This window comes from Patescibacteria group bacterium (genome assembly GCA_018897295.1).
GTDB lineage: Bacteria > Patescibacteriota > Minisyncoccia > RBG-13-40-8-A > RBG-13-40-8-A > JAHILA01.
Genome location: JAHILA010000009.1, coordinates 16,361 through 36,266, shown reverse-complemented (window position 1 = coordinate 36,266; position 19,906 = coordinate 16,361). Strand labels below are relative to the sequence as shown.

General features: G+C 33.3%; 18 protein-coding genes and 1 tRNA gene. All 19 read left to right on the top strand.

The window, feature by feature from the left end:
* Positions 1 to 16 precede the first annotated feature (16 nt).
* The 19 genes from KKI21_01335 (at position 17) to KKI21_01245 (ending at position 19,904) form a co-directional block, all read left to right on the top strand.
* Positions 17 to 319 (top strand): hypothetical protein, encoded by a 303-nt coding sequence (locus tag KKI21_01335; protein ID MBU4284849.1) that lies wholly within the window; start codon positions 17 to 19, stop codon positions 317 to 319.
* Between the two features lie 12 nt (positions 320 to 331).
* Positions 332 to 1,378: a hypothetical protein gene (locus tag KKI21_01330; protein MBU4284848.1), complete on the top strand. Its 1,047-nt coding sequence runs from the start codon at positions 332 to 334 to the stop codon at positions 1,376 to 1,378.
* A 4-nt stretch (positions 1,379 to 1,382) separates the two neighbouring features.
* Positions 1,383 to 2,204 (top strand): thermonuclease family protein, encoded by an 822-nt coding sequence (locus KKI21_01325; protein MBU4284847.1) that lies wholly within the window; start codon positions 1,383 to 1,385, stop codon positions 2,202 to 2,204.
* A 31-nt stretch (positions 2,205 to 2,235) separates the two neighbouring features.
* Entirely contained in the window at positions 2,236 to 2,697 is a 462-nt protein-coding gene (locus tag KKI21_01320; GenBank protein MBU4284846.1) for a hypothetical protein, read from the top strand.
* Between the two features lie 53 nt (positions 2,698 to 2,750).
* On the top strand, positions 2,751 to 2,930 hold the full coding sequence (locus KKI21_01315; protein ID MBU4284845.1) for a hypothetical protein: 180 nt from the start codon (positions 2,751 to 2,753) through the stop codon (positions 2,928 to 2,930).
* 9 nt (positions 2,931 to 2,939) lie between these two features.
* Positions 2,940 to 4,016, top strand: a complete 1,077-nt coding sequence (locus tag KKI21_01310; protein MBU4284844.1) for a hypothetical protein — start codon at positions 2,940 to 2,942, stop codon at positions 4,014 to 4,016.
* A 15-nt stretch (positions 4,017 to 4,031) separates the two neighbouring features.
* A complete protein-coding gene (locus KKI21_01305) occupies positions 4,032 to 4,769 on the top strand; it encodes an HNH endonuclease (protein MBU4284843.1) in 738 nt (245 codons plus the stop codon).
* Between the two features lie 6 nt (positions 4,770 to 4,775).
* Positions 4,776 to 5,660 carry a hypothetical protein gene (locus KKI21_01300; GenBank protein ID MBU4284842.1) on the top strand — a complete coding sequence of 295 codons (885 nt, stop codon included), beginning with the start codon at positions 4,776 to 4,778 and terminating at the stop codon, positions 5,658 to 5,660.
* A gap of 213 nt (positions 5,661 to 5,873) precedes the next feature.
* Positions 5,874 to 6,524: a 1-acyl-sn-glycerol-3-phosphate acyltransferase gene (locus KKI21_01295; protein MBU4284841.1), complete on the top strand. Its 651-nt coding sequence runs from the start codon at positions 5,874 to 5,876 to the stop codon at positions 6,522 to 6,524.
* 73 nt (positions 6,525 to 6,597) lie between these two features.
* On the top strand, positions 6,598 to 7,248 hold the full coding sequence (locus KKI21_01290) for an NYN domain-containing protein (protein MBU4284840.1): 651 nt from the start codon (positions 6,598 to 6,600) through the stop codon (positions 7,246 to 7,248).
* Between the two features lie 132 nt (positions 7,249 to 7,380).
* Entirely contained in the window at positions 7,381 to 8,853 is a 1,473-nt protein-coding gene (locus tag KKI21_01285; GenBank protein ID MBU4284839.1) for an HD domain-containing protein, read from the top strand.
* Positions 8,854 to 8,857: 4 nt separating this feature from the next.
* The gene (locus KKI21_01280) at positions 8,858 to 10,540 is read left to right on the top strand and encodes a hypothetical protein (protein ID MBU4284838.1); all 1,683 of its coding nucleotides are present in this window, start codon (positions 8,858 to 8,860) and stop codon (positions 10,538 to 10,540) included.
* A gap of 4 nt (positions 10,541 to 10,544) precedes the next feature.
* Positions 10,545 to 10,615 (top strand) — tRNA-Pro (locus tag KKI21_01275).
* 89 nt (positions 10,616 to 10,704) lie between these two features.
* A complete protein-coding gene (gene glmS, locus KKI21_01270; protein MBU4284837.1) occupies positions 10,705 to 12,534 on the top strand; it encodes a glutamine--fructose-6-phosphate transaminase (isomerizing) in 1,830 nt (609 codons plus the stop codon).
* A gap of 48 nt (positions 12,535 to 12,582) precedes the next feature.
* The gene (locus KKI21_01265) at positions 12,583 to 14,265 is read left to right on the top strand and encodes a ribonuclease J (protein MBU4284836.1); all 1,683 of its coding nucleotides are present in this window, start codon (positions 12,583 to 12,585) and stop codon (positions 14,263 to 14,265) included.
* Between the two features lie 58 nt (positions 14,266 to 14,323).
* The gene (locus KKI21_01260; protein MBU4284835.1) at positions 14,324 to 15,205 is read left to right on the top strand and encodes a histidine phosphatase family protein; all 882 of its coding nucleotides are present in this window, start codon (positions 14,324 to 14,326) and stop codon (positions 15,203 to 15,205) included.
* The gene (locus tag KKI21_01255) at positions 15,192 to 16,226 is read left to right on the top strand and encodes a hypothetical protein (protein MBU4284834.1); all 1,035 of its coding nucleotides are present in this window, start codon (positions 15,192 to 15,194) and stop codon (positions 16,224 to 16,226) included. The genes KKI21_01260 and KKI21_01255 overlap by 14 nt, the downstream gene beginning before the upstream one ends.
* 4 nt (positions 16,227 to 16,230) lie before the next feature.
* Positions 16,231 to 18,918, top strand: a complete 2,688-nt coding sequence (locus KKI21_01250) for a hypothetical protein (protein MBU4284833.1) — start codon at positions 16,231 to 16,233, stop codon at positions 18,916 to 18,918.
* A gap of 98 nt (positions 18,919 to 19,016) precedes the next feature.
* A complete protein-coding gene (locus KKI21_01245) occupies positions 19,017 to 19,904 on the top strand; it encodes a three-Cys-motif partner protein TcmP (GenBank protein ID MBU4284832.1) in 888 nt (295 codons plus the stop codon).
* Positions 19,905 to 19,906 lie beyond the last annotated feature (2 nt).

Genomic DNA, 19,906 nt, shown 5'->3' with positions numbered 1-19,906 from the left:
AGATGTACAATATGAAATGCACCTACAAGAAGAGTGGGAAAGAGAAAGAAAAGAAGCATTTGAAGCACTAGAAAAGATTGCGAATTCAGAAAACATTTCTGAATTACAAGAAAATTTAAATAGATTGAGAGATGTCTATAATTCCGAGATAGCAATTGATGATGACAATGTGAAAAAATTGGTATCAGAATTAGATTTTTCAATGCCAAAAATGAAAGAATATCTTGATAAACGAGACAAAAAGTCATTTTATATAAATATCCTGATAAACATTATGGTAGCTGCAATTGGATTAATCGCGGGTCATCTTATCTTCTAAAAGACCTTATCTATGGATATCTCACCCTTAACATATAAGTGCGAGAAAAGTATTCAGGTTTATAAAGAATCTGTAAGTTTTATTGAAAAAAAAGATTTAAAAGAGAAAATTTCTAAATTGTTTTGGGCATATTATGATATTGAGTCAGTGATTCCAGAAACAATAGACAGCTTTTGGTCGGGTCACATTTTTCCATGGAAAGACTCATGGGAAGAATTACAGATTTCCTTTAATCTTTGTCTGTTTGGGCTTTATAAGCAAGCGATGGTTTCCTTGAGAGTTAGCTTAGAATTGGGACTGTTGTCTGTTTATTGGAACTTGAACGACGATGGGCATATAATCATTAAAGAATGGCTACGGTCAGACAAGGATACTCCTCGCAACAGAGAAATTTGGGGCAAATTAGAGCAATATAAAAATATTCAAGCATTTCAAAAAAAACATGATTTGAAAAGCAGAATTTTAAAATTAGGATTTTTACATAACTTTGCCCATTCGAAAGGACATAGCTATTCCAATGAGATCGGATTATTTAAATCAAATTGTCAGACGTTCGAAGTTGGGGGATTTAATATGTGGTTTTCCACATTTGAAGAAATCGTTAAAGTATTATCTGTGTTGCATTTGATTAAATATCCGCTTGGGGTTATTAAATTTGATTATTTTAGAAAATTTGGCATCGATACCCCGTCGTTTGGAGGATTGGATCGGTTTCAAATCGAGAGGTTCAAAGATATTATAGGCAAGAAAGTATTTGCTGTGCTGGAGTCAATAGCAAAAAATGATCAGCATGTTAAAAAAATTATGAAGGACATTAAAAGGTTGCCGGACATGACAAAAGAAAAGATTGAAAAACAGGTTATTGATCTTGATAAAGAAATGATCAAGGGTCCTGGTTTTAAGAAGTGGTTTGAAAATGAAAAAAATCTTTTAAAAAAAATGCGGGGAAATGAAAAAAAGAGAATACAAAATCGAATCAAATATTTAAAAGATTGGGCGAAGAAGAATAGATACATGGAACCCGCATGGCAAAGACGCAAAATTTTAATTAAAAAATGAATTTATGAAGTTTATTGGTAAAAAGAAAACAATATTAATTATAGTAGGTGCTATTTTGATATTGTTTATTGGAATTGCAATTGGTTCTGGATCAAAAAATAATCAATCTAATTTATCTCAAATTGAATCTCAAAATCAACCTCAAGCTGAATCCCAAACTTCTTCTATAACAGATATACCTGTTCAGGATAAGAGTAATACTGGTCTATTTAAGATTACGCGGGTTATTGATGGCGATACTATTGAAATCGAGGGCGGAGAAAGAATTCGATATATTGGAATTGATACGCCAGAAACAGTTGATCCCCGAAAACCAGTTCAATGCTTTGGAGTAGAGGCTTCCAACAAGAACAAAGAATTAGTTGAAGGTAAAGAAATTCGTTTAGAAAAAGACATCACAGATAGGGATAAATATGATCGGCTTTTAAGATATGTTTGGGTTGGCGATGCTTTTATAAATCTCGAATTGGTAAAACAAGGTTTTGCTTATTCGTATTCTTATCCGCCAGATATAAAATATCAAGATCAATTCGTAAAAGCCCAACAGGAAGCCCGAGAAGCTAAACGAGGATTATGGAACGCATGTCCAACGACTACTGAACAAGAAGAATCTGTATTACCACCAGCAGAACAAAAAGAAGAACCAGCCAGTAGTTCCTGTCTAATTAAAGGGAATATAAGCTCATCCGGAGAAAAGATATATCATTTGCCTGGATGTAGTTCTTATAATGTAACCAAAATAGATGAAGCTCGAGGTGAAAAATGGTTTTGTTCAGAACAAGAAGCCCTAAATGCCGGTTGGCGAAAAGCCCTAAATTGTCCGTAGATTTTGGTTAGATAAAAATTAATAGAAAAATATGAGTAAGAAAAAAATACCTTATATTGTAGGCGGAGTAATTCTTTTAATTATCGTTATTATTGTTATTGTTAGTACGGATGGCCAAAAGAAAGAAGCAGAAATAGCACAACCGGAACAAATATCTTCCGAAACCTCTGAACAGATTGAAACAATAGATACATTTGTTGAAAAACATAAAAATATACCTTTACCAACAGGAGCAATTCTTAAAGAATATTCTCCTTACCAACCAGAGACTTCTACCACGGCCCAGCAAGACGAAAGTTTTAGCTACGAAGTTAATTTACCACAAGAAGAAGTAATAAGATTCTACAAAGAAAATTTATCGAGATTCGGTTGGGAGACTAATTACACCGAGAAGAATATAATGTTTTTTAAAAATAAGGAAAAATTATTATTTGTTGGCGTAGACGAGAAATTCCAAAATGAATCAACACTTACTATTATGGTGGGGAAATAAGTCTATAAAAACTAAAAAATAATGGTAAAAATTAATAAAAAATAAAAAACATTATGGAAAAAACCGACTGTAAGTATTATAAAAAAGAAGTGATTAAAAGTAGGGCATCAAATGAAAGTATAGCTGGACTTACCGATGCGGTTAAAACTTCACGATGCACCCATCCAATGATCGGTAATCAACTTGGTGAGTTGCTCTGTGAAAAATGTCCGTACTACGAAAGAGAACAATAAATGTCTGAAATGAAAACGGCATATAAATACCTGAAGTCCACATCCTATTATAGCGATCTTTATGATCGCTTAACTATTGAAGAATGCAGGCGTTTAGAAAAACGAGGAATATCAGGAGATAAAATCTCGATAGAGACCGATAAATCTAAAAAGGATAAAATTAAAAAAGAATTTACAGTAAGAGTCGTTGTTCCAACTATGCTGTATTTTGTTAAGGGAGAGCGTTATTCTAAAAAATCGCAAACAATAAGAGAATGGATGGAGCGAGATAAAGCAAAAGATAAGAAATTAGAAAACGCAGTCACGCCAATAGATATTTTCTGCAAAAAATGTGGCTCGGAAATGACGGCAACATTAAAGGATTTTCACGGCTATGAACTTAAGGGAGAAGAACGAATCCTATTTTTCTTTGAATGTCCGAATGAATGTAAACCAAGGCGGGCAGTATTCGAAGATGGAGAAGAATGGAAGCCCAAACCGCATATTTGCGAAAAATGCTCAAGTGAAGTTAAGACAAACGATACTCGGAAAGAAGATAGAATTATCACTACCTACGCCTGTAAAAAATGCGGTCATAAAGGTAGAGAAATACTTGACCTTAATTCTCCAAAGGAAAAAATAGATAAGAATTTCGAAAGAGATCGTAGAAGATTTTGTTTATCAGGAGAAAAAGGCCAAGAATATATTGGATCCGAGATGAAATTAAAGCATCTTATGGAAACAATAGAAGGGATAAAAGAAAAAGAAAAAATAACTAAAGTTATTGCTAAAATCAAAAAGCTTTCAGTTGCTGGACTTAAGAAGCTTTTAACTCCAAAATCAGAAAAGGAAGGTTATAGTAAATGGGAGTTCTCTAAACCAGAAATTAACCGAGATGTAGTTGTTAGATTTACTGTTCAAGATGACAAAGAAGACCGTCAAGAATATGATAGTCGGTCTCAACTTAAAAAACTTTTAAAGCAAACCCTCGAAAATACTAACTGGCGATTAATGAACGAGGGAATAAATTATCGATTAGGAATTTTAACTGGGAGATTGAAGGGCCATGAGAACGATGAGGATTTGATGAAATTAATAAAAAGTTAGTTTAAAAAGATTTAAATGTCTAAAAAATTTACCAATCAATATTGTGTTCATTGTTTAAAATATTTTGAAGAACTTACGGAAGACCATATTTTTCCTAAATCATGGTATCCAGATTCAACGCCTCAAGACATGGAGAAATGGGTTGCCCCTGCCTGCCTTAGATGCAATAAAGAGTTGGGCAAAATCGAAGAAGAGACATATAAAAAAATGGCTATATGCACAGATAGCAATAATATTGCTTCATTGGGTGTCTTAAAAAAAGCTATTCGTTTATATGATCTTTCGTCTGCGACGAATGAGAAAGACAGAAAACGTAAAGAAGCCAATATTAAGAAAATTATTCCCGATTTAATATATACTAATAAAATGCCCAGTGGTCTTCTAAAAAATTTTGGTCCCGATAATACTTTTGATAGATCTTTATTGGTTAATATTAGAATACCGGAGTTATTAGATCCAATTACCGAGAAAATGATTAGAGGATTGGAATTCAAATTAATGGGTCAACTCATTAATACCGATAGAAATATTGAAATCATTCATCTTCCGGATTCAATAGAAGCCGTTGAGTTGGAATTATCGGAATTGAATAATATACTGGAAAAAAATGGAGTTAGGACTAATCGAGGCCCAGGATTTATTGTCCGGTATGCTAAGGATATTTATGGTTCAATGTTATATCACATTACCATATGGGGAAAATGGGGAATATGGGCTGCCGTTTTTGGCAAAGGACTAAATGTTAATTCCTAAAAAGTTATGGTTAAAAAATTACATTTTGCGTCTTGGGAAGACATGGAGCGTCAAGCTCGTGATATTATAGATTTTTTGGCGCAAACTAAGATCGCAGGCATTATAGGAAAGAAGAAAGATTTCGAACATGGAAGTTTAGATAATAAATATAGAATTTGGATAGAACTGAAAATTGTGGAATATTTATTCCATGGCAAGCATTCTGTAGAAATTCTTAAAGACAAGAATCCCGATATTAAAGTTGATACTGATAAATATATTGAGATAAAGAGTTTTGATAAGGAGAATTTCAAAGAACAAGAGATCATAGTCAATTTAGCAGATTATTTGGATAAAAATTTTTCTCAGTGGAGAAAGTTGAACTTTCAAATATTTATAAAATACAGTGTTGGTTCTCAGAGCAAAGTAAATGAACAAAGAGATATTATGGTAAAATTATTAGACGATAATTCAATTCAAAATCAATTATATCAAGATGTAGTAAATTGTTTAAAGCAGAAACTCGAACATGATACGCAATCAGAATTTTATTCTTATAAATTTGATATCGTATATTTTAATAGTAGTATAAAAGATTCTAGAAAAGTTTTTATGGATAATTCTTATTCTGGAGATGACGAGAATTGGTTGCTAAATAGGATAAAAAATCTAGCCGAGGGAGCGAAGGAAAAATTTTCTGTTGGCGATTTCAATATTCTTTTTATCTATTACCCTTTTATTAAAAGAGATTTTATAGATGAGACCAATTGGCAGATTCTCCAATCGGATATTTGGAAGGATATTGATATAAGAAAAATCTATAAGGCTATTGCTGTATCGGATTTTGATAAACTTTTCCGAGCAACACAGAATATTCATGACGAAAATATTGTTAAAACTCTTTTTAAATGAGACACTCAAAACAACCTCAAGTAGTGTCTCATTCGTCTTATTTTAGCTTTAAAGCTGAAGAAATGAGACACTCGCAAAATATCATACTTTATGCTAAGATAGTAATATAAGACCCCTACCGAGACGGGTCAAGTAAAACTTCGGAAAAGACCCAAATTTACCTTCAAAAATTTGGTTCCAGACCGAAGTTGGGTATTGGGAAGGAGGTGAAAAATGTTCTTTTATAAAGTTATTCATTGGATAATCTATTTTCTTTTCAAAAATCAGGCTGCCGAAGTAAAGGGACTAGAAAACTTGCCGAGAAACGACGGATTTATCATTGCTGCCAATCATGGGACAGCCTATGATCCGTTAATTATTATCACTGTTTTAAGAAATTTTCTGCGGCGCTATTTCAATCCCCGAATGAAAAAAATGTATTTCTTGGGAAGCACAAGAATAAAGCACAGAATTCTTCGCTATTCCATTGCTACTGTTCTTGTTAATGTACTGGATGAAAGAATCGGTTATCTGCCGGCCAATTGCGCGGGTCTAACCAGGGCAGTTGAATTATTGGGACAAGGACATATTGTCGTTATTTTTCCCGAGGGTCGTCAGAATGCCGAAAAACAACTCTTAAGAGGACGTCGAGGAGTTTCAATTATGGCACTGCTTTCTGCGAAAGAAATCATTCCAACCGGCTGTTTCGGTATTCCGGCTTTTAGCTTCAGGGAGTTTCATAAGCTTCGGAGCGAAGAGAAAAGAGTCGTTTTTGATCCTGGTTTTTTTCTTACCTCTTTGGACAAATCCGTAGATGCAACTACCAACACTATTATGTGGGCTATTTCCAAAGTTTCAAACAAAGATTATCCATTTTCACGCTGAATGCCTCTCGCAGCTGCGAAAGGCATTCTTTTTATTGCTAAAAGTCGGTCTTTAAGCTATAGTTTAAATAAGAATGGACTTACAAGAGTTTAAGTTAGAAAACTTAAAAATAGATAAAAATAAATTTGGCAAGATTTATAGTTTTGTTGATTTTGGGAACGTAAATTATTGGTATGAGAGAGACGAGAGAGATGGTGATGACAATATTTTACCGCAAGATAAAAAATTAGTAGTTGATATAGAAAAATTAGCAAGTTTTATAAATTTATTTTCAGAACATAAAAGATTTTATTTCGGTTTGGATCCAAAAAACCCAAAATCTATTAAAATTATTAGTAAGGCGAGACAATATTTTAATAAAACAGTTACTAAACCAATTCAAAGAATTAAACATTATTTAGACTCTTTAGAAGAAAAAAATACAACAAGATATATAAGTCAAGATAATAAAGGTAGATATATTTATATTCCAAAGTGTAATTTTGACACTGAAATTTGTATTGATGCAATAAGATTTCTGAATGATTATGATACGTTTTGTTTATTTTCTAGTGATGCAGATTTTGCTTATTTGTTAAATTTTTTAAGAAGAAAAGGGAAAAAGGTGATTTTATTTAGTGCTGGATATATCACGCATTATCTCAAAGAAAGAGCAGATTTAAATATTAATGCTCAAAGAGTAAAAAAGAGCATTACTTTTATAAAAACAAAACCTCGCCTTTGAAAGGCGAAGTTTAAATCTCGGACTCGCATCCGCGAGCAGGGCAATCTTGCGACTGCATTATCAGTATATCATCAAAAAGATTAATGTCAAGGTTGTTCTGTGGATAACTTGAAAAATATTTTAAAGTAGTTTATAAAAAATATTGTGATAATTCCAAAAGAAGTTAATTTAATATTGGAAAAATTGGAGAAAACCCGCCCCTCTGGGTCGAGGCAGGGCTTCGAAGTGTATATTGTTGGCGGGTGTGTCAGGGATTTATTATTGGGTCAAAAGCCAAAAGATTGGGACATTACTACCAATGCTAAACCAGAACAAATCAGGAAATTATTTCCCAAGAATTTTTATGAAAATAAATTCGGCACAGTGAGCGTGATTACCAATGCCAAAGATGAAACTTTAAAAGTTGTTGAAATCACGCCATTCAGACTGGAAGGTAAATACTCTGATAAGCGCCATCCGGATGAAATAACTTTTGCCAAAACATTAGAAGAAGATTTGGGCAGGAGAGATTTTACAATTAATGCGCTTGCATTAAACAAAGATAAAAAGATTGTTGATTATTTTGACGGACAAAAGGATTTGAAGAATAAAATTATTCGCACCGTGGGCAAAGCAGATGAAAGATTTAGCGAGGATGCATTAAGAATGTTAAGAGCAGTGCGCTTCGCTTGCACCCTGGGTTTCTCTGTTGAAGAAAAAACTTTTAAAGCAATTCAGAAAAATGCCGATTGGATTCAGATGATTTCCAACGAAAGAATTAGGGATGAATTAATTAAGATTTTTGAAACCGAAAAAGCAGCCCACGGAATTGATTTATTAAGACAGGCAAATTTATTGAAATATATTCTACTGGAACTAGAAAAAGGCGTGGGCGTAAGCCAGAACAAACATCATATTTATGATATTTATGAGCATTCAATGCGCTCTTTGGACGAGGCCTCGAAAAAGAAATTCAATTTAGAAGTAAAAGTCGCTGCATTATTTCATGATATCGGCAAACCAGTGGCAAAAGCAGGCGAAGGCCCTGATTCTACTTTTTACAATCACGATTATATTGGCGCTAAATTCACTTTTAAGATTTTACAAAGATTAAAATTTCCGAATAAATTTATTGATAAAGTGGTTTTGCTGGTTAAAAATCATATGTTTGTTTCAGACCCGGAACGGCTGACCGACGCTGGCGCGAGGAGATTAATTAAAAGAGTCGGCACAGAAAATATTAGTGATTTAATTAATTTAAGGGTGGCGGATCGTCTTGGAATGGGCAGGCCAAAAGAAAAACCGTATCGCTTAAGAACAATTGAATATATGATTGAAAAAGTTTCCAAAGATCCGATTTCCGTCAAGATGTTGAAAATCAATGGCAATGATATAATGAAATTATTATCAATCCAGCCCAGTCCCAAGGTTGGCGCGATTTTGGATGTTTTATTGGCAGAGGTAATCGAAGACCCGAAAAAGAATAATAAAAAATACTTGGAAAACAGGGTTAAAGAATTAAACGAACAAAATCTCGAAGTTTTGCGTAAATTGGCCAGAGGGAAGATTGAAGAAAAAAAAGAAGAAGAGGATTTAAAAATCAGAGAAAAACATTGGATAAAATAAAATTATGATAGAAAAAGAACCGAAAATAGAAGCAAAACAAGAAAAATTAATTGAGTCGAAACCAAAACTCAAAAATATTTATAATACACTCGGATTGCTTGAGGGTTATATTGATTTTAAGAAAAACATACCCGAAAAAATCGGGAAGTGGGAAAATTCTTTAGAGCTTTTTAATAATGTCCAGAAACTTGTATCAGAACATATAAACGATAAAGTAATTTCTTTCAAAAATGAGACACTCTCTATGGAGAAACTTCCGAACGAAAAAATAATTGATGCAATTGTAAATAATTGGCCAGAGAGCATGCCGGAGATAAGGGGTCAGAGAAGAGAAGTTTTAATAGCTATTGCTGCACATGTTGTTAAGCATATAGAAACAAAAATTTACCAAGAGATAATATCTAGTGCTGAAGAAGAAGAACTTAAAAAACTGGGATTAAATTCAGAGTTAAGAGAGGTAGTTTTAAAAACAATAGATGCCTCTATGAGAACCGATAATCTTTTTATTCGTTTTTTAGCGTTTTCTGGATTATCTCAGAAACCACCAAAAGAAACATCTACAAACCGTCTTTATTTACCGGACGATAAACAACTACACACCATTAATGAATTATTTCCCAAAGATACTCAGTATATTTCTAGAAAATTTGAAGAAATTTTACAAATGCCGATAAATTGGGAAAAAATACAGGGAGGAAATATTTTTAAAGATTATATAAAAGCTTTAATTAATTTTTATAATGAACGAGATGTTAATAAAATAGATAAACGCCACGAAGAGGTTGTTGAACTTTACGGTAAATCTATTCTATCCGACTTTCCCATTTTAATAGTTCCATCTTCATATGAATCGGGATATTTAAAGCCGCCTTACCATGATCCGGAATTGAGAATTTGTTTAAAAATCCAAGACCAAGAAAATATTCAAAGAGAAAAAGATATTTCATATAGTCAAAAAATCATGGCAGAATGTCTTGAAGAAGAGGGATATCATACCGTAGGGAAAAAAGTTAAATTCGTTAATTCTATTGGTGATTATGGTGTTAATTTATTCATGAAAGGAATTGCGCAAGAGGACGAGTCTACGGCTGTTATTTATCTTGGCGAACATGCAAAATTTTTCAACAAAATGGCTAAAGATAAAAATTTTAAAGTTGAAAACTCTGGAGAACCATATAATTTAGAAAAATCATTTTTTCTCACCGGATTTCACGAATTCGGCCATTTTCATAAACCAGACGATCCAGGTGTTATAAGAATGGGCGCAGAAAATAATATGGTTATTGATGAACTAGCAGCAGAGCAAGTTTACAGGTGGTTGCTTCCGCGAATAATTGAAAAAGGCGGCATTGGTGGAACGAAAGAGGAATGGGCAGTAGCGACAATAGAAACTTCTTTAGAATATCTATTTGATAGTTCTGAAAAAGATCCTTATTATTCCGCAGGAATTTATACTCTGAATGAAATGTTTGAAAAGGGAATAATTGAGTTTAATTTTAAAACCGGTAGCGTTAAAATTAAAGACCTTGAAGCTTTTTACAGGGTTAACGAAGAATTAGCAAAAAAAGTGTTAGGATTATATGATGATGAATCGATGAATGAACAAAAAGCAAAAAAATGGATAAAGCAAAATTGTAAACCTAATGAAATCCTCCAAAAAATATCGGATTTTTTAAATAAAAAATAAAATCCGGGCTGTAGTGTAATAGTAGCACGAGTCCTTCGGGAGGATTTAGCCCGAGTGCAAATCTCGGCAGTCCGAAAAGCTCAGGCGTTGGCAGGCGGGGAGTCAGTAGTCCCAGTTCGAATCTGGGTGCCCCGTGGGTGCCCCGATTGATAAATTTTTACTATATGTGTGGGATTATTGGTTATTTAGGCAAAAAAGAAGCCACTTCTTTAATTTTAGATGGCTTAAAACGTTTGGAATACCGAGGTTATGATTCGGCCGGCTTAAGCGTAGGCAGTGAAAATAATAAAATTATCACCCTAAAAACAATGGGTAAGATTGACAATTTGATCAATTTGACCGAAAAGAAAAAACCAAAAGGTTGTTGGGGTATCGGTCATACTAGGTGGGCAACTCATGGTAGCGTGACCAAAGAAAACGCTCATCCCCACTGGGATTGTCAAAAAAATATTTTTTTGGTTCATAACGGGATTATTGAAAATTACCGAGAATTGAAAGAAAAATTAATTAAAGAGGGTCATAAATTTTTATCCGAAACCGATACCGAAGTTTTAGCCCATTTAATTGAAAAATTTTTTCGGGGCAATTTGGAAGAAGCGGTTATCAGGGCTTTAAAACTTATTAAGGGCACCTACGGTTTAGCCGTTATTTCCAGAGATGATCCGGAAAAAATCGTAGCGGCTAGGATGTCTTCACCGATTTTAATCGGGGTCAGCGATGGCGAAAGTATCGTGGCATCTGATGCTTCGGCAATTTTGGCTCATACCAAAAAAGTTGTTTATTTAAACGATGGGGAAATTGCCATAATTACTCCGAAAGGAATGAATTTTACCAATTTAGCTCGGGAAAATTTGTTGAAAAAAACCGAAGTTTTAGAGTGGGATTTAGAAAAAGCCCAAAAAGCTGGCTATCCTCATTTTATGTTAAAAGAAATTTTTGAGCAGCCCGAAGCCTTAAGAAATTCAATGGCCGGTCGCTTAATTGAAAAAGAAGGTTTAGCTAAATTAGGCGGTTTAGAAAATATTCAAGATAGACTAAGGGAAATTGAACGATTAATTATTGTGGCTTGTGGCACAGCTTATTTCGCCGGGTTGGTGAGTGAATATATGTTAGAAGAGTATGCGGGAATACCGGTGGAAGTAGAATTTTCTTCTGAATTCCGTTATCGCAAACCGATTTTAAACAAAAAAACGGCCTTGCTCTGTATTTCTCAATCTGGCGAGACAGCTGACACCTTGGCTGCTTTAAAGGAAGTTAAAAGAAAAGGAATCTTAACTTTGGGAATTGTTAATGTGGTCGGCTCAACCATTAGCCGGGAAACTGACGCTGGTATTTATAATCATATTGGTTTGGAAACGGCAGTTGCTTCAACCAAAGCTTTTACTTCTCAGCTTTATATCTTGGCTCTATTAACCTTGTTTTTAGGCAGACAAAGACAAATGTCTTTGGTTATGGGACAACGAATTACGGAAGAAATGAAGTATCTGCCGGATTTGGTGGAAAAAATTTTGAAACAAGCGCCACTCGTCAAAAAATTGGCTAAAAAATATTATCGGTCTAAAAATTTTCTCTTTCTCGGTCGGAAATATAATTATCCGATTGCCCTAGAAGGAGCTTTGAAACTTAAAGAAATTTCTTACATTCATGCCGAGGGTTACGGAGCTGGTGAGATGAAACACGGACCCTTGGCTTTAATTGATAAAAATTTTCCTACTTTTGGTCTTGCTTTTTCAGACAGCGTTTATGAAAAAATGATTTCCAACTTAGAGGAAATTAAAGCCCGGGGCGGTCCGATTTTAGTATTAGCAACCGAAGGCAATGAAAAAATTAAAAAATTAACCAAAGATGTAATTTATATTCCCAAAACCTTAGAAATGTTAACGCCGATTTTGTCCGTTGTGCCTTTACAGCTTTTCGCTTATTATTGTAGTGTTTTGAAGGGGTTAGACGTAGATAAACCGAGAAATTTAGCTAAATCAGTGACTGTAGAATAATACAGCCCGATTCATTAAGAAATTAATTTTTAAACTTATTAAAATAAAATGGAAAAACAAAAAAACAAATTAAGAATTATCCCGCTTGGCGGGATGGAAGAAGTTGGCAGAAATATGACTGTTTTTGAATATGGCGATGATATTGTTATTTTGGATATGGGCATTCAATTTCCGGAAGAAAACATGCCAGGTATCGATTTTATAATTCCTAATGTCAACTATTTAAAAGGTAGAGAAAAAAATATCCGCGGAGTAATTTTCAGCCACGGACATCTTGACCACATTGGCGCAGCTCCCCTGCTTTTGAAGAAGCTTGGCTTCCCGCCGATTATTGGCAGGGACTTGACCATTGCCATGATTGAAAGAAGGATGGAGGAGTATTCCAAGGAATCAATAAAACATCTGAAAACAATAAAAATTAAATCAGTTAATGACCGGCTTAATTTAGGCAGATTTAAAATTAGTTTCTTTAATGTGGAGCACTCAATTATGGATGCAGTTGGCGTTGTGATTAATACACCGGACGGAACAGTGATTCATCCGGGTGATTGGACAATGGAGAAAAAATCAGACAATCAGCAGGCAATTACCTATAACCATTTGTCTTTATTGCCAAAACCAAGAATTTTGATGCTTGAAAGCTTAGGATCGCTTGATACCAATCGTGAATTGGTTTCAGAAAAGGATATGAACGCCAATTTGGAAAAACTCATCAAGGAGGCGACGGGCAAAGTAATTATCGGCACTTTTTCTTCCCAGATAAAAAGAATCGGCCATATTATTGAATATGTCAGAGGAATCGGTAAAAAGGTTATTCTTGACGGCTATAGCATGAAAATGAATATTGAGATAGCCCAAAAATTGGGATATATAAAAACTGGTGAAGGAGTATTGATTCCTGTGAATGACATCCGCAAATATCCAGAAAACAAGATTATAGTTATTTGTACCGGGGCGCAGGGTGAAGGTAATGCAGTTTTATCGCGTATAATCACCAACGAACATAGATTTATCCGTGTTAAGAAAAATGATACAATAATTTTTTCATCATCAGTAATTCCTGGAAACGAAAGAACAATTCAACGATTAAAAGACGGGCTTTATCGCAAGTGCGATAATGTTGTACATAATAATATAATGGATGTTCATATTAGCGGACATTCCAATGCTGAAAGTATTAAAGAAATAATAAAACAAATCAAACCGGATTTCTTTTTGCCGGTTTATGCCAATCATTATTTCCTGAAAGAAGCAGCAAAACTGGCAATGCAAGTCGGGATTCCTAAGGAAAAAATATTCGTTCTGGATAATGGTTCAATAATTGAATTCCAAAACAAAAGAGCTAAAATTTTAAACAAAAAAGCCGACACTAATTATGTTTTTGTGGATGGATTGGGCATTGGCGACATTGGCCACATTGTTTTGCGTGACCGCCAGACAATGGCTGAAGATGGGATGTTTGTGATTATAGCCACAATTGACAGGCAAACCGGCAAAGTTAAAAATAGCCCCGACATAATTTCCCGAGGATTTATTTATATGAAGGAATCAAAAGAATTATTGGCTGAGGCGCGTAAGAAAGTTAAAGAAATCGTTGAGCATACAACTGTTGCTGGAGTGCCGATTAATTGGGTGTATGTCAAAGATAATTTACGGGATAAAATAGGCCAGTTTTTATACAGCAAAACCCGCAGAAGACCAATGGTTTTGCCAGTGATAATTGAGGTGTAGAATAAAAATTTTTAATAATTAAGGATAATTAACTAATCAATATAAATCTAATAAAAATATGAATAACTTTAATTTTGAAAAAGAAAAATCACCGGAAAGATTTACTTCCCGGATTGTTTTAAAATTTTTTCGCCATGCCGAACAAGAACCAGGAAATAAGGAGAAAAGTGATTTCGAGCGTAGACTAACAGCAACTGGCAGAGAGCAAGCAATTAAAAAAAGCAAAATACAAGACATAGAACAAGCCGTGGCTTTTGGCAGCCCCAGGAAAAGAGCCCAAGAAACTGCTGGTTTTGTAATGGCTGGAAAGCAAGAAGAAATTACAGGAAAAGAATCATTAGAGGGATTAAAGGAAAAACTGGATAAGAAGATAAAGGTTGGCTCTAAAATAGCCGTGGACGAAAGATTAGATTTTCCTGTAGGAGATTGGGATTCTAAATATGTCCAAGAAGTTTTTTCAGCTTTTAAAAAAAGCGAGGGGTTAAAATTTATTGTTGAGCAAAGCGATAAACTGGCTGAAAAGTTGAATGATAATGAAAACCTTACTTATTCTAAGGCCGCAGCAAAAATATCTGGAATTATTTTAAAATATTTAAACATTGCGCCTAAATGGGATGTATTAGTGCAAGATAAAGAGAAAAAATATTCGGATACCTTAGAACGATTTTTAGCTTCGCATTTGGGTGTTACCGAATCATTTCTAGCAAAAATCATTGATAAAACTAAAGACAGAGAAGAAAGAGATGAATTTATTAAAGCTTTAGATAATCAAGGATTTGATTTTACTGAGGGATTTGATATCAAAATATTAAACAGAAAGCCAGGAATCCCAGAGATTTGGATTGACTATAAAAAAGAAAAAGACGGAGACATAATTTTTGAGTTTAGTAAAAATATAAATAAAGAGCTATTGGAAGAAGTTATTAATGAAGGTAGGTAAAATGGATATTAAAGATATAGACAAGAGAATAAATCAATTTTTAACTCATAAGAGTACTTCTTTAATATTTTTAAGGCCATATAGTTTTCCTTATTTGTTTGCAATCTATCATGCTTATACCCGTTTATTAAAAAGGGAAAGTGGCTGCCTGATTTATAAGAATGTTTTGATTTATAAGAATTCCAGAAATTTATATGAGTTTTTTGTCAATTTTAAACGATTCACCGGCTGTCTTGTTAAGAAGATAAATTCAAATACTGGTAATAAAATCCTGCATCAAAGAATAATAGATTACTATGAGAAGGTCAGAGAGTTTAAATCTGTTTCCAATGGAAATGCCTCAAATAAAACTTCTGATTCAAAGGTTTTTTATTTAGCGTCAGAAATATTAGCATTTGAAGCTTTAACATTCATAATTCCTTATTTAGCCAAAGATTTAAAAATTCCTATAAAAGATAAGTTGTTGGTAAAAAAATGCGAGCAGGCAAGGATTAAAACTGAAAAACTATTCACTCCTGGCGGTGAAATGGACAATTACTTGCTAAAAAATAGATTTTTACCAGCTTATTTAAAAAGGTACAAACCAAAACTTAAGGAGTTTATTCTATTTGAAGATATTGTAGTTACTAATAAAAAAACAATCAGCGAATTTAAACAAATAAAAAGATTTAGATTTGAAAAAAAAGATACAACTGAAATAAAAGGTATTACAGCATATAAAGGAAAAGTTAGGGGTAAGGCAAGAATAATATTATCAATTAGAGAATTTAGTAAAATGAAAAAAGATGATATTTTGATTGCCCATGGGACAACTCCGGACTATCTGCCAGTTATTAAGAAGGCTTCGGCCATTATTTCAGATGAAGGAGGATTTCTTTGTCATGCTGCGATAGTTAGTCGAGAGATGAAGATTCCATGTATTATGGGCACTAAAATTGCTACCAAAGTTTTTAAAGATGGTGATTTAGTGGAAGTAGATGCGAATAAAGGAATAGTTAAAATAATCAAGAAAGCAAAATAAAATAATGTTTATTAAAACCTTTAAACAAATAAATAAAAATGATGCGTCTATTGCCGGCGGCAAAGGAGCATCTCTTGGAGAAATGACCCAGGCAGGAATTCCGATTCCTCCTGGATTTATTATTTTATCTGATGCATTTGAGCAATTTTTAAAAGAGACGGATTTAAACGTGGAGATAGATTCAATCTTAGATAATGTAAATCACAAAGAAATTCATACAATTGACGACGCTTCGGAAAAAATAAAAGTGCTGATTCTAAATGCAGAAATGCCAAAAATTATTTCTAACGAAATAAAAAAATCATTTAAACAATTAAAAGCAAAATATGTAGCAGTTCGTTCCAGCGCCACTGCCGAAGATAGTTCTTCAGCAGCTTGGGCAGGACAGTTGGAATCGTATCTAAATACAACCGAGAAAAATCTTTTGGAAAATGTTAAAAAGTGTTGGGCTTCATTATTTACTCCGCGCGCTATATTCTACAGATACGAAAAAAATCTGCACAAGCAAAAAATCTCGGTAGCTGTGGTAGTTCAAAAGATGGTAGATAGCGAAATATCCGGCGTTGCTTTCTCTGTTCATCCGGTTACGCAGGATGAAAATCAATTGATTATTGAAGCCAGCTTTGGCTTAGGAGAAGCAATTGTTTCCGGTCAGGTTACGCCAGACAGCTATGTGGTCGAGAAGAAACCGAGAAGAATTATTGATATTAATGTGAATATTCAGGACAGAGGTCTATATAGAGCCAAAATTAATGGTAGCGAATGGAAATCAATCCCGAAAAAAATAGGAGAAAAGCAGGTTTTATCTGATAAACAAATCCTTAAACTATCCGAGTTAATTTTAAAAATAGAAAATCATTATGGTTTTCCGGTTGATATTGAATGGGCATTTGCCAACAATAAATTTTATATTGTTCAAAGCAGACCGATTACAACCTTGGGCGATAAAATTACAAAAATAGAGTTATTTTTAGAAAAAGGTCATGCTAGAGAAATGAGCTTATTCAAGGTTGGAGTTTGGTTAAAAAGTATAACGCCTGATGTTAAAGATTTTATTGGAAATATTGGATTATCTCATACATTAATCCGTTTTAAAAAAGGAGAAAATTTGGTAAAGGTTTATTATTATAAAACAGATCTTGAAAAATTATTTGAAGTCATTGGCAAAAAAGCAAAATCGATAAGGTTTGTTAAGGAAATTACAAAGAAATTTTTAGAAATGTTTGATGAATTCTTGCCTTATTTAGAGAGAAAGAAAACCATTACCTCAAAAGAAGAGCTGAATTGGTTCTATAATAGATATAAAGATTATTATACTCTTTTGGGTATAGTTTTTATTGTGCCGAATTTAACTTATCTTCCTAAGGAAAATTTAAAAATTTCAATGGATGTTAGAGAAAAGACAGAGAGGTATGATGATATATTTGACGATGTTTTAAAAAAAGGACTAAAAACAATTTATAAGGGAAGATATAGGGAGAATGAAATTCCGTATATATTGCCAGAAGAAGTTTTTGAAAATAGGGAAATAATCAAAAAAGAGCTTAGGGAAAGATCGAATGGATATGTATATTATCAAAACAAGTTTTATGTCGGGGAGGAAATAGATAAATTAATTAAAGAAGAGAATATTAAATTTGATGACGAACAGATAAAAGTTTTCACAAAAGAACACTCCAGGGAGTATTCTTTCTTTAGATTAGCTAGTTGGTATAATTCTATGGGTGAAGGAATGAAAAAGATAGTCAGGGATGGAATAACAGAAGCCTGCGCGGTTTATAAAGGAGGAGATTTAGTCAGTATATACTATGAACCCAACGAATTAAAAAGAGTTTTTGGAAGCATATTTAAAAAATGCCAGAAAAAAGAGTATATGATAGGACAAATTAAAAATTTCTTGGATTTATTTAGTCAATTAAAACAATATTATGCTGGCAAAAAGAAAATAAAAAATTTAAAGGAGTTAAGAAAAGTACAAGAACTTTATGCTTTTGTATGGTCTTATACGGCTATTATATTTATAATTCCAACTCTTTCTGTAGATGAAGAATTAAAAAAAATTGCCCTAGATGCCAGAGAAAAGACACAAGGGCATAATGAAACTCCTGAAATTATTTTTGAAGAGGCTTTAAGAAGATTTTTTCCTAAATTAAAAGGAAAAACAAGATTTATTTTACCAGAGGAAGTATGGTCTGGGGAAATTAAAGATCCTAATTTTATTGAAAAGATAAATGAAAGAGAAAAGGGATTTATTTATTATAAAGAAAAAGTATATACTGGAAACCCACAGGAGAATTTAGATAAGTTAGGAATAAAATTAGAAGATAATAAATCTGCGGTTTCCGGAGAAACCCAATATAAAGGGAATGAAATTAAAGGGCAGATAGCTTATAAGGGCAAAGTAAAAGGCGTTGTGAAAAAAGTATCAAAAGTTTTTGATATTGATAAAGTCAAAAAAGGAGATATACTTGTTGCTGCTATGACCATGCCAAAGTATCTTCCAGCAATGAAAAAGGCCATAGCCTTTATTACAGACGAAGGTGGGATTACTTGTCATGCGGCAATTGTGGCCAGAGAGATGAAAAAGCCCTGTATTATTGGCACAAAAATCGCCACCGATATTTTAAAAGACGGCGATTTGATTGAGGTCGATGCGAATGAGGGAGTGGTCAGGATTTTAAAAAATAATTAAAGAAACAAGAGAGTAAGTTTACATAATTAATCGTATATACTAAATACTAACTACCAGATACTAATATTGGTTGGCGGGGCGGGGAGAGGAAAAAATTTATGAAAATTATAAGAAAAAAAGATCAATTTGATGAAGTTGGCAGATGGTCAGAAGACAAACTTTCTTTATTAAAGAAATATTTAGAGGCTTACACTAAAATAATGAAGAATCAAAGGTGGTGTAAAGGTTATTATTATATTGATGCTTTCGCCGGAACTGGTAAGCCGAAAGCTAGAGATGAAAAACGATTTATAGATGGTTCTCCATGTTGCGCCTTGAGCATTAAAAACCCTTTTACTGCATATTTTTTTATAGAGAAAGAAAAATGGAGAATAAAAAAACTAGAATCTATTAAAAGACGATTTAAAGATTTAGAGATAATAATAAAAAATGATGATTGCAATGAGGTTCTCACTAAATTGATACCGCAGTTTCCATATAGTAGTTTTAAAAGAGTTTTAGTGTTTTTAGATCCCTTTGGAATGAATATAAGTTGGGAAATAATAGAGCAGGCAGCTAAAATAAAAACAATTGAGATATTTTTAAATATGCCCATTATGGCAATAAATAGAGCTTGTTTGTTAAATAATCCAAGTAAGCTTACTCAAAAACACATAGAAAGAATGAACCGCTTTTGGGGGAATAATGACTGGCAGAATATAATGTATATTGATGCGTCTACTCTTTTTGGGCCCATAAAGATAAAAGATTACATTGATGGCAAGAAGCTAAGCGAATACTTCATTAAAAGATTGAAATCTGTGTTTGAATATGTTTCTCTGCCATTAATTATGAGAAATTCGAAGAATACACCACTTTATTGTTTAATTTATGCGGGGCATAATGATAAAGCCAAAAAGATTGTAGAAGACATTTTTAAACATTTTGAGAAGCTTAAAGCTTTAAAATTATTAGAACATAATTTAATTTTAAAAGTCCCAAAATAATG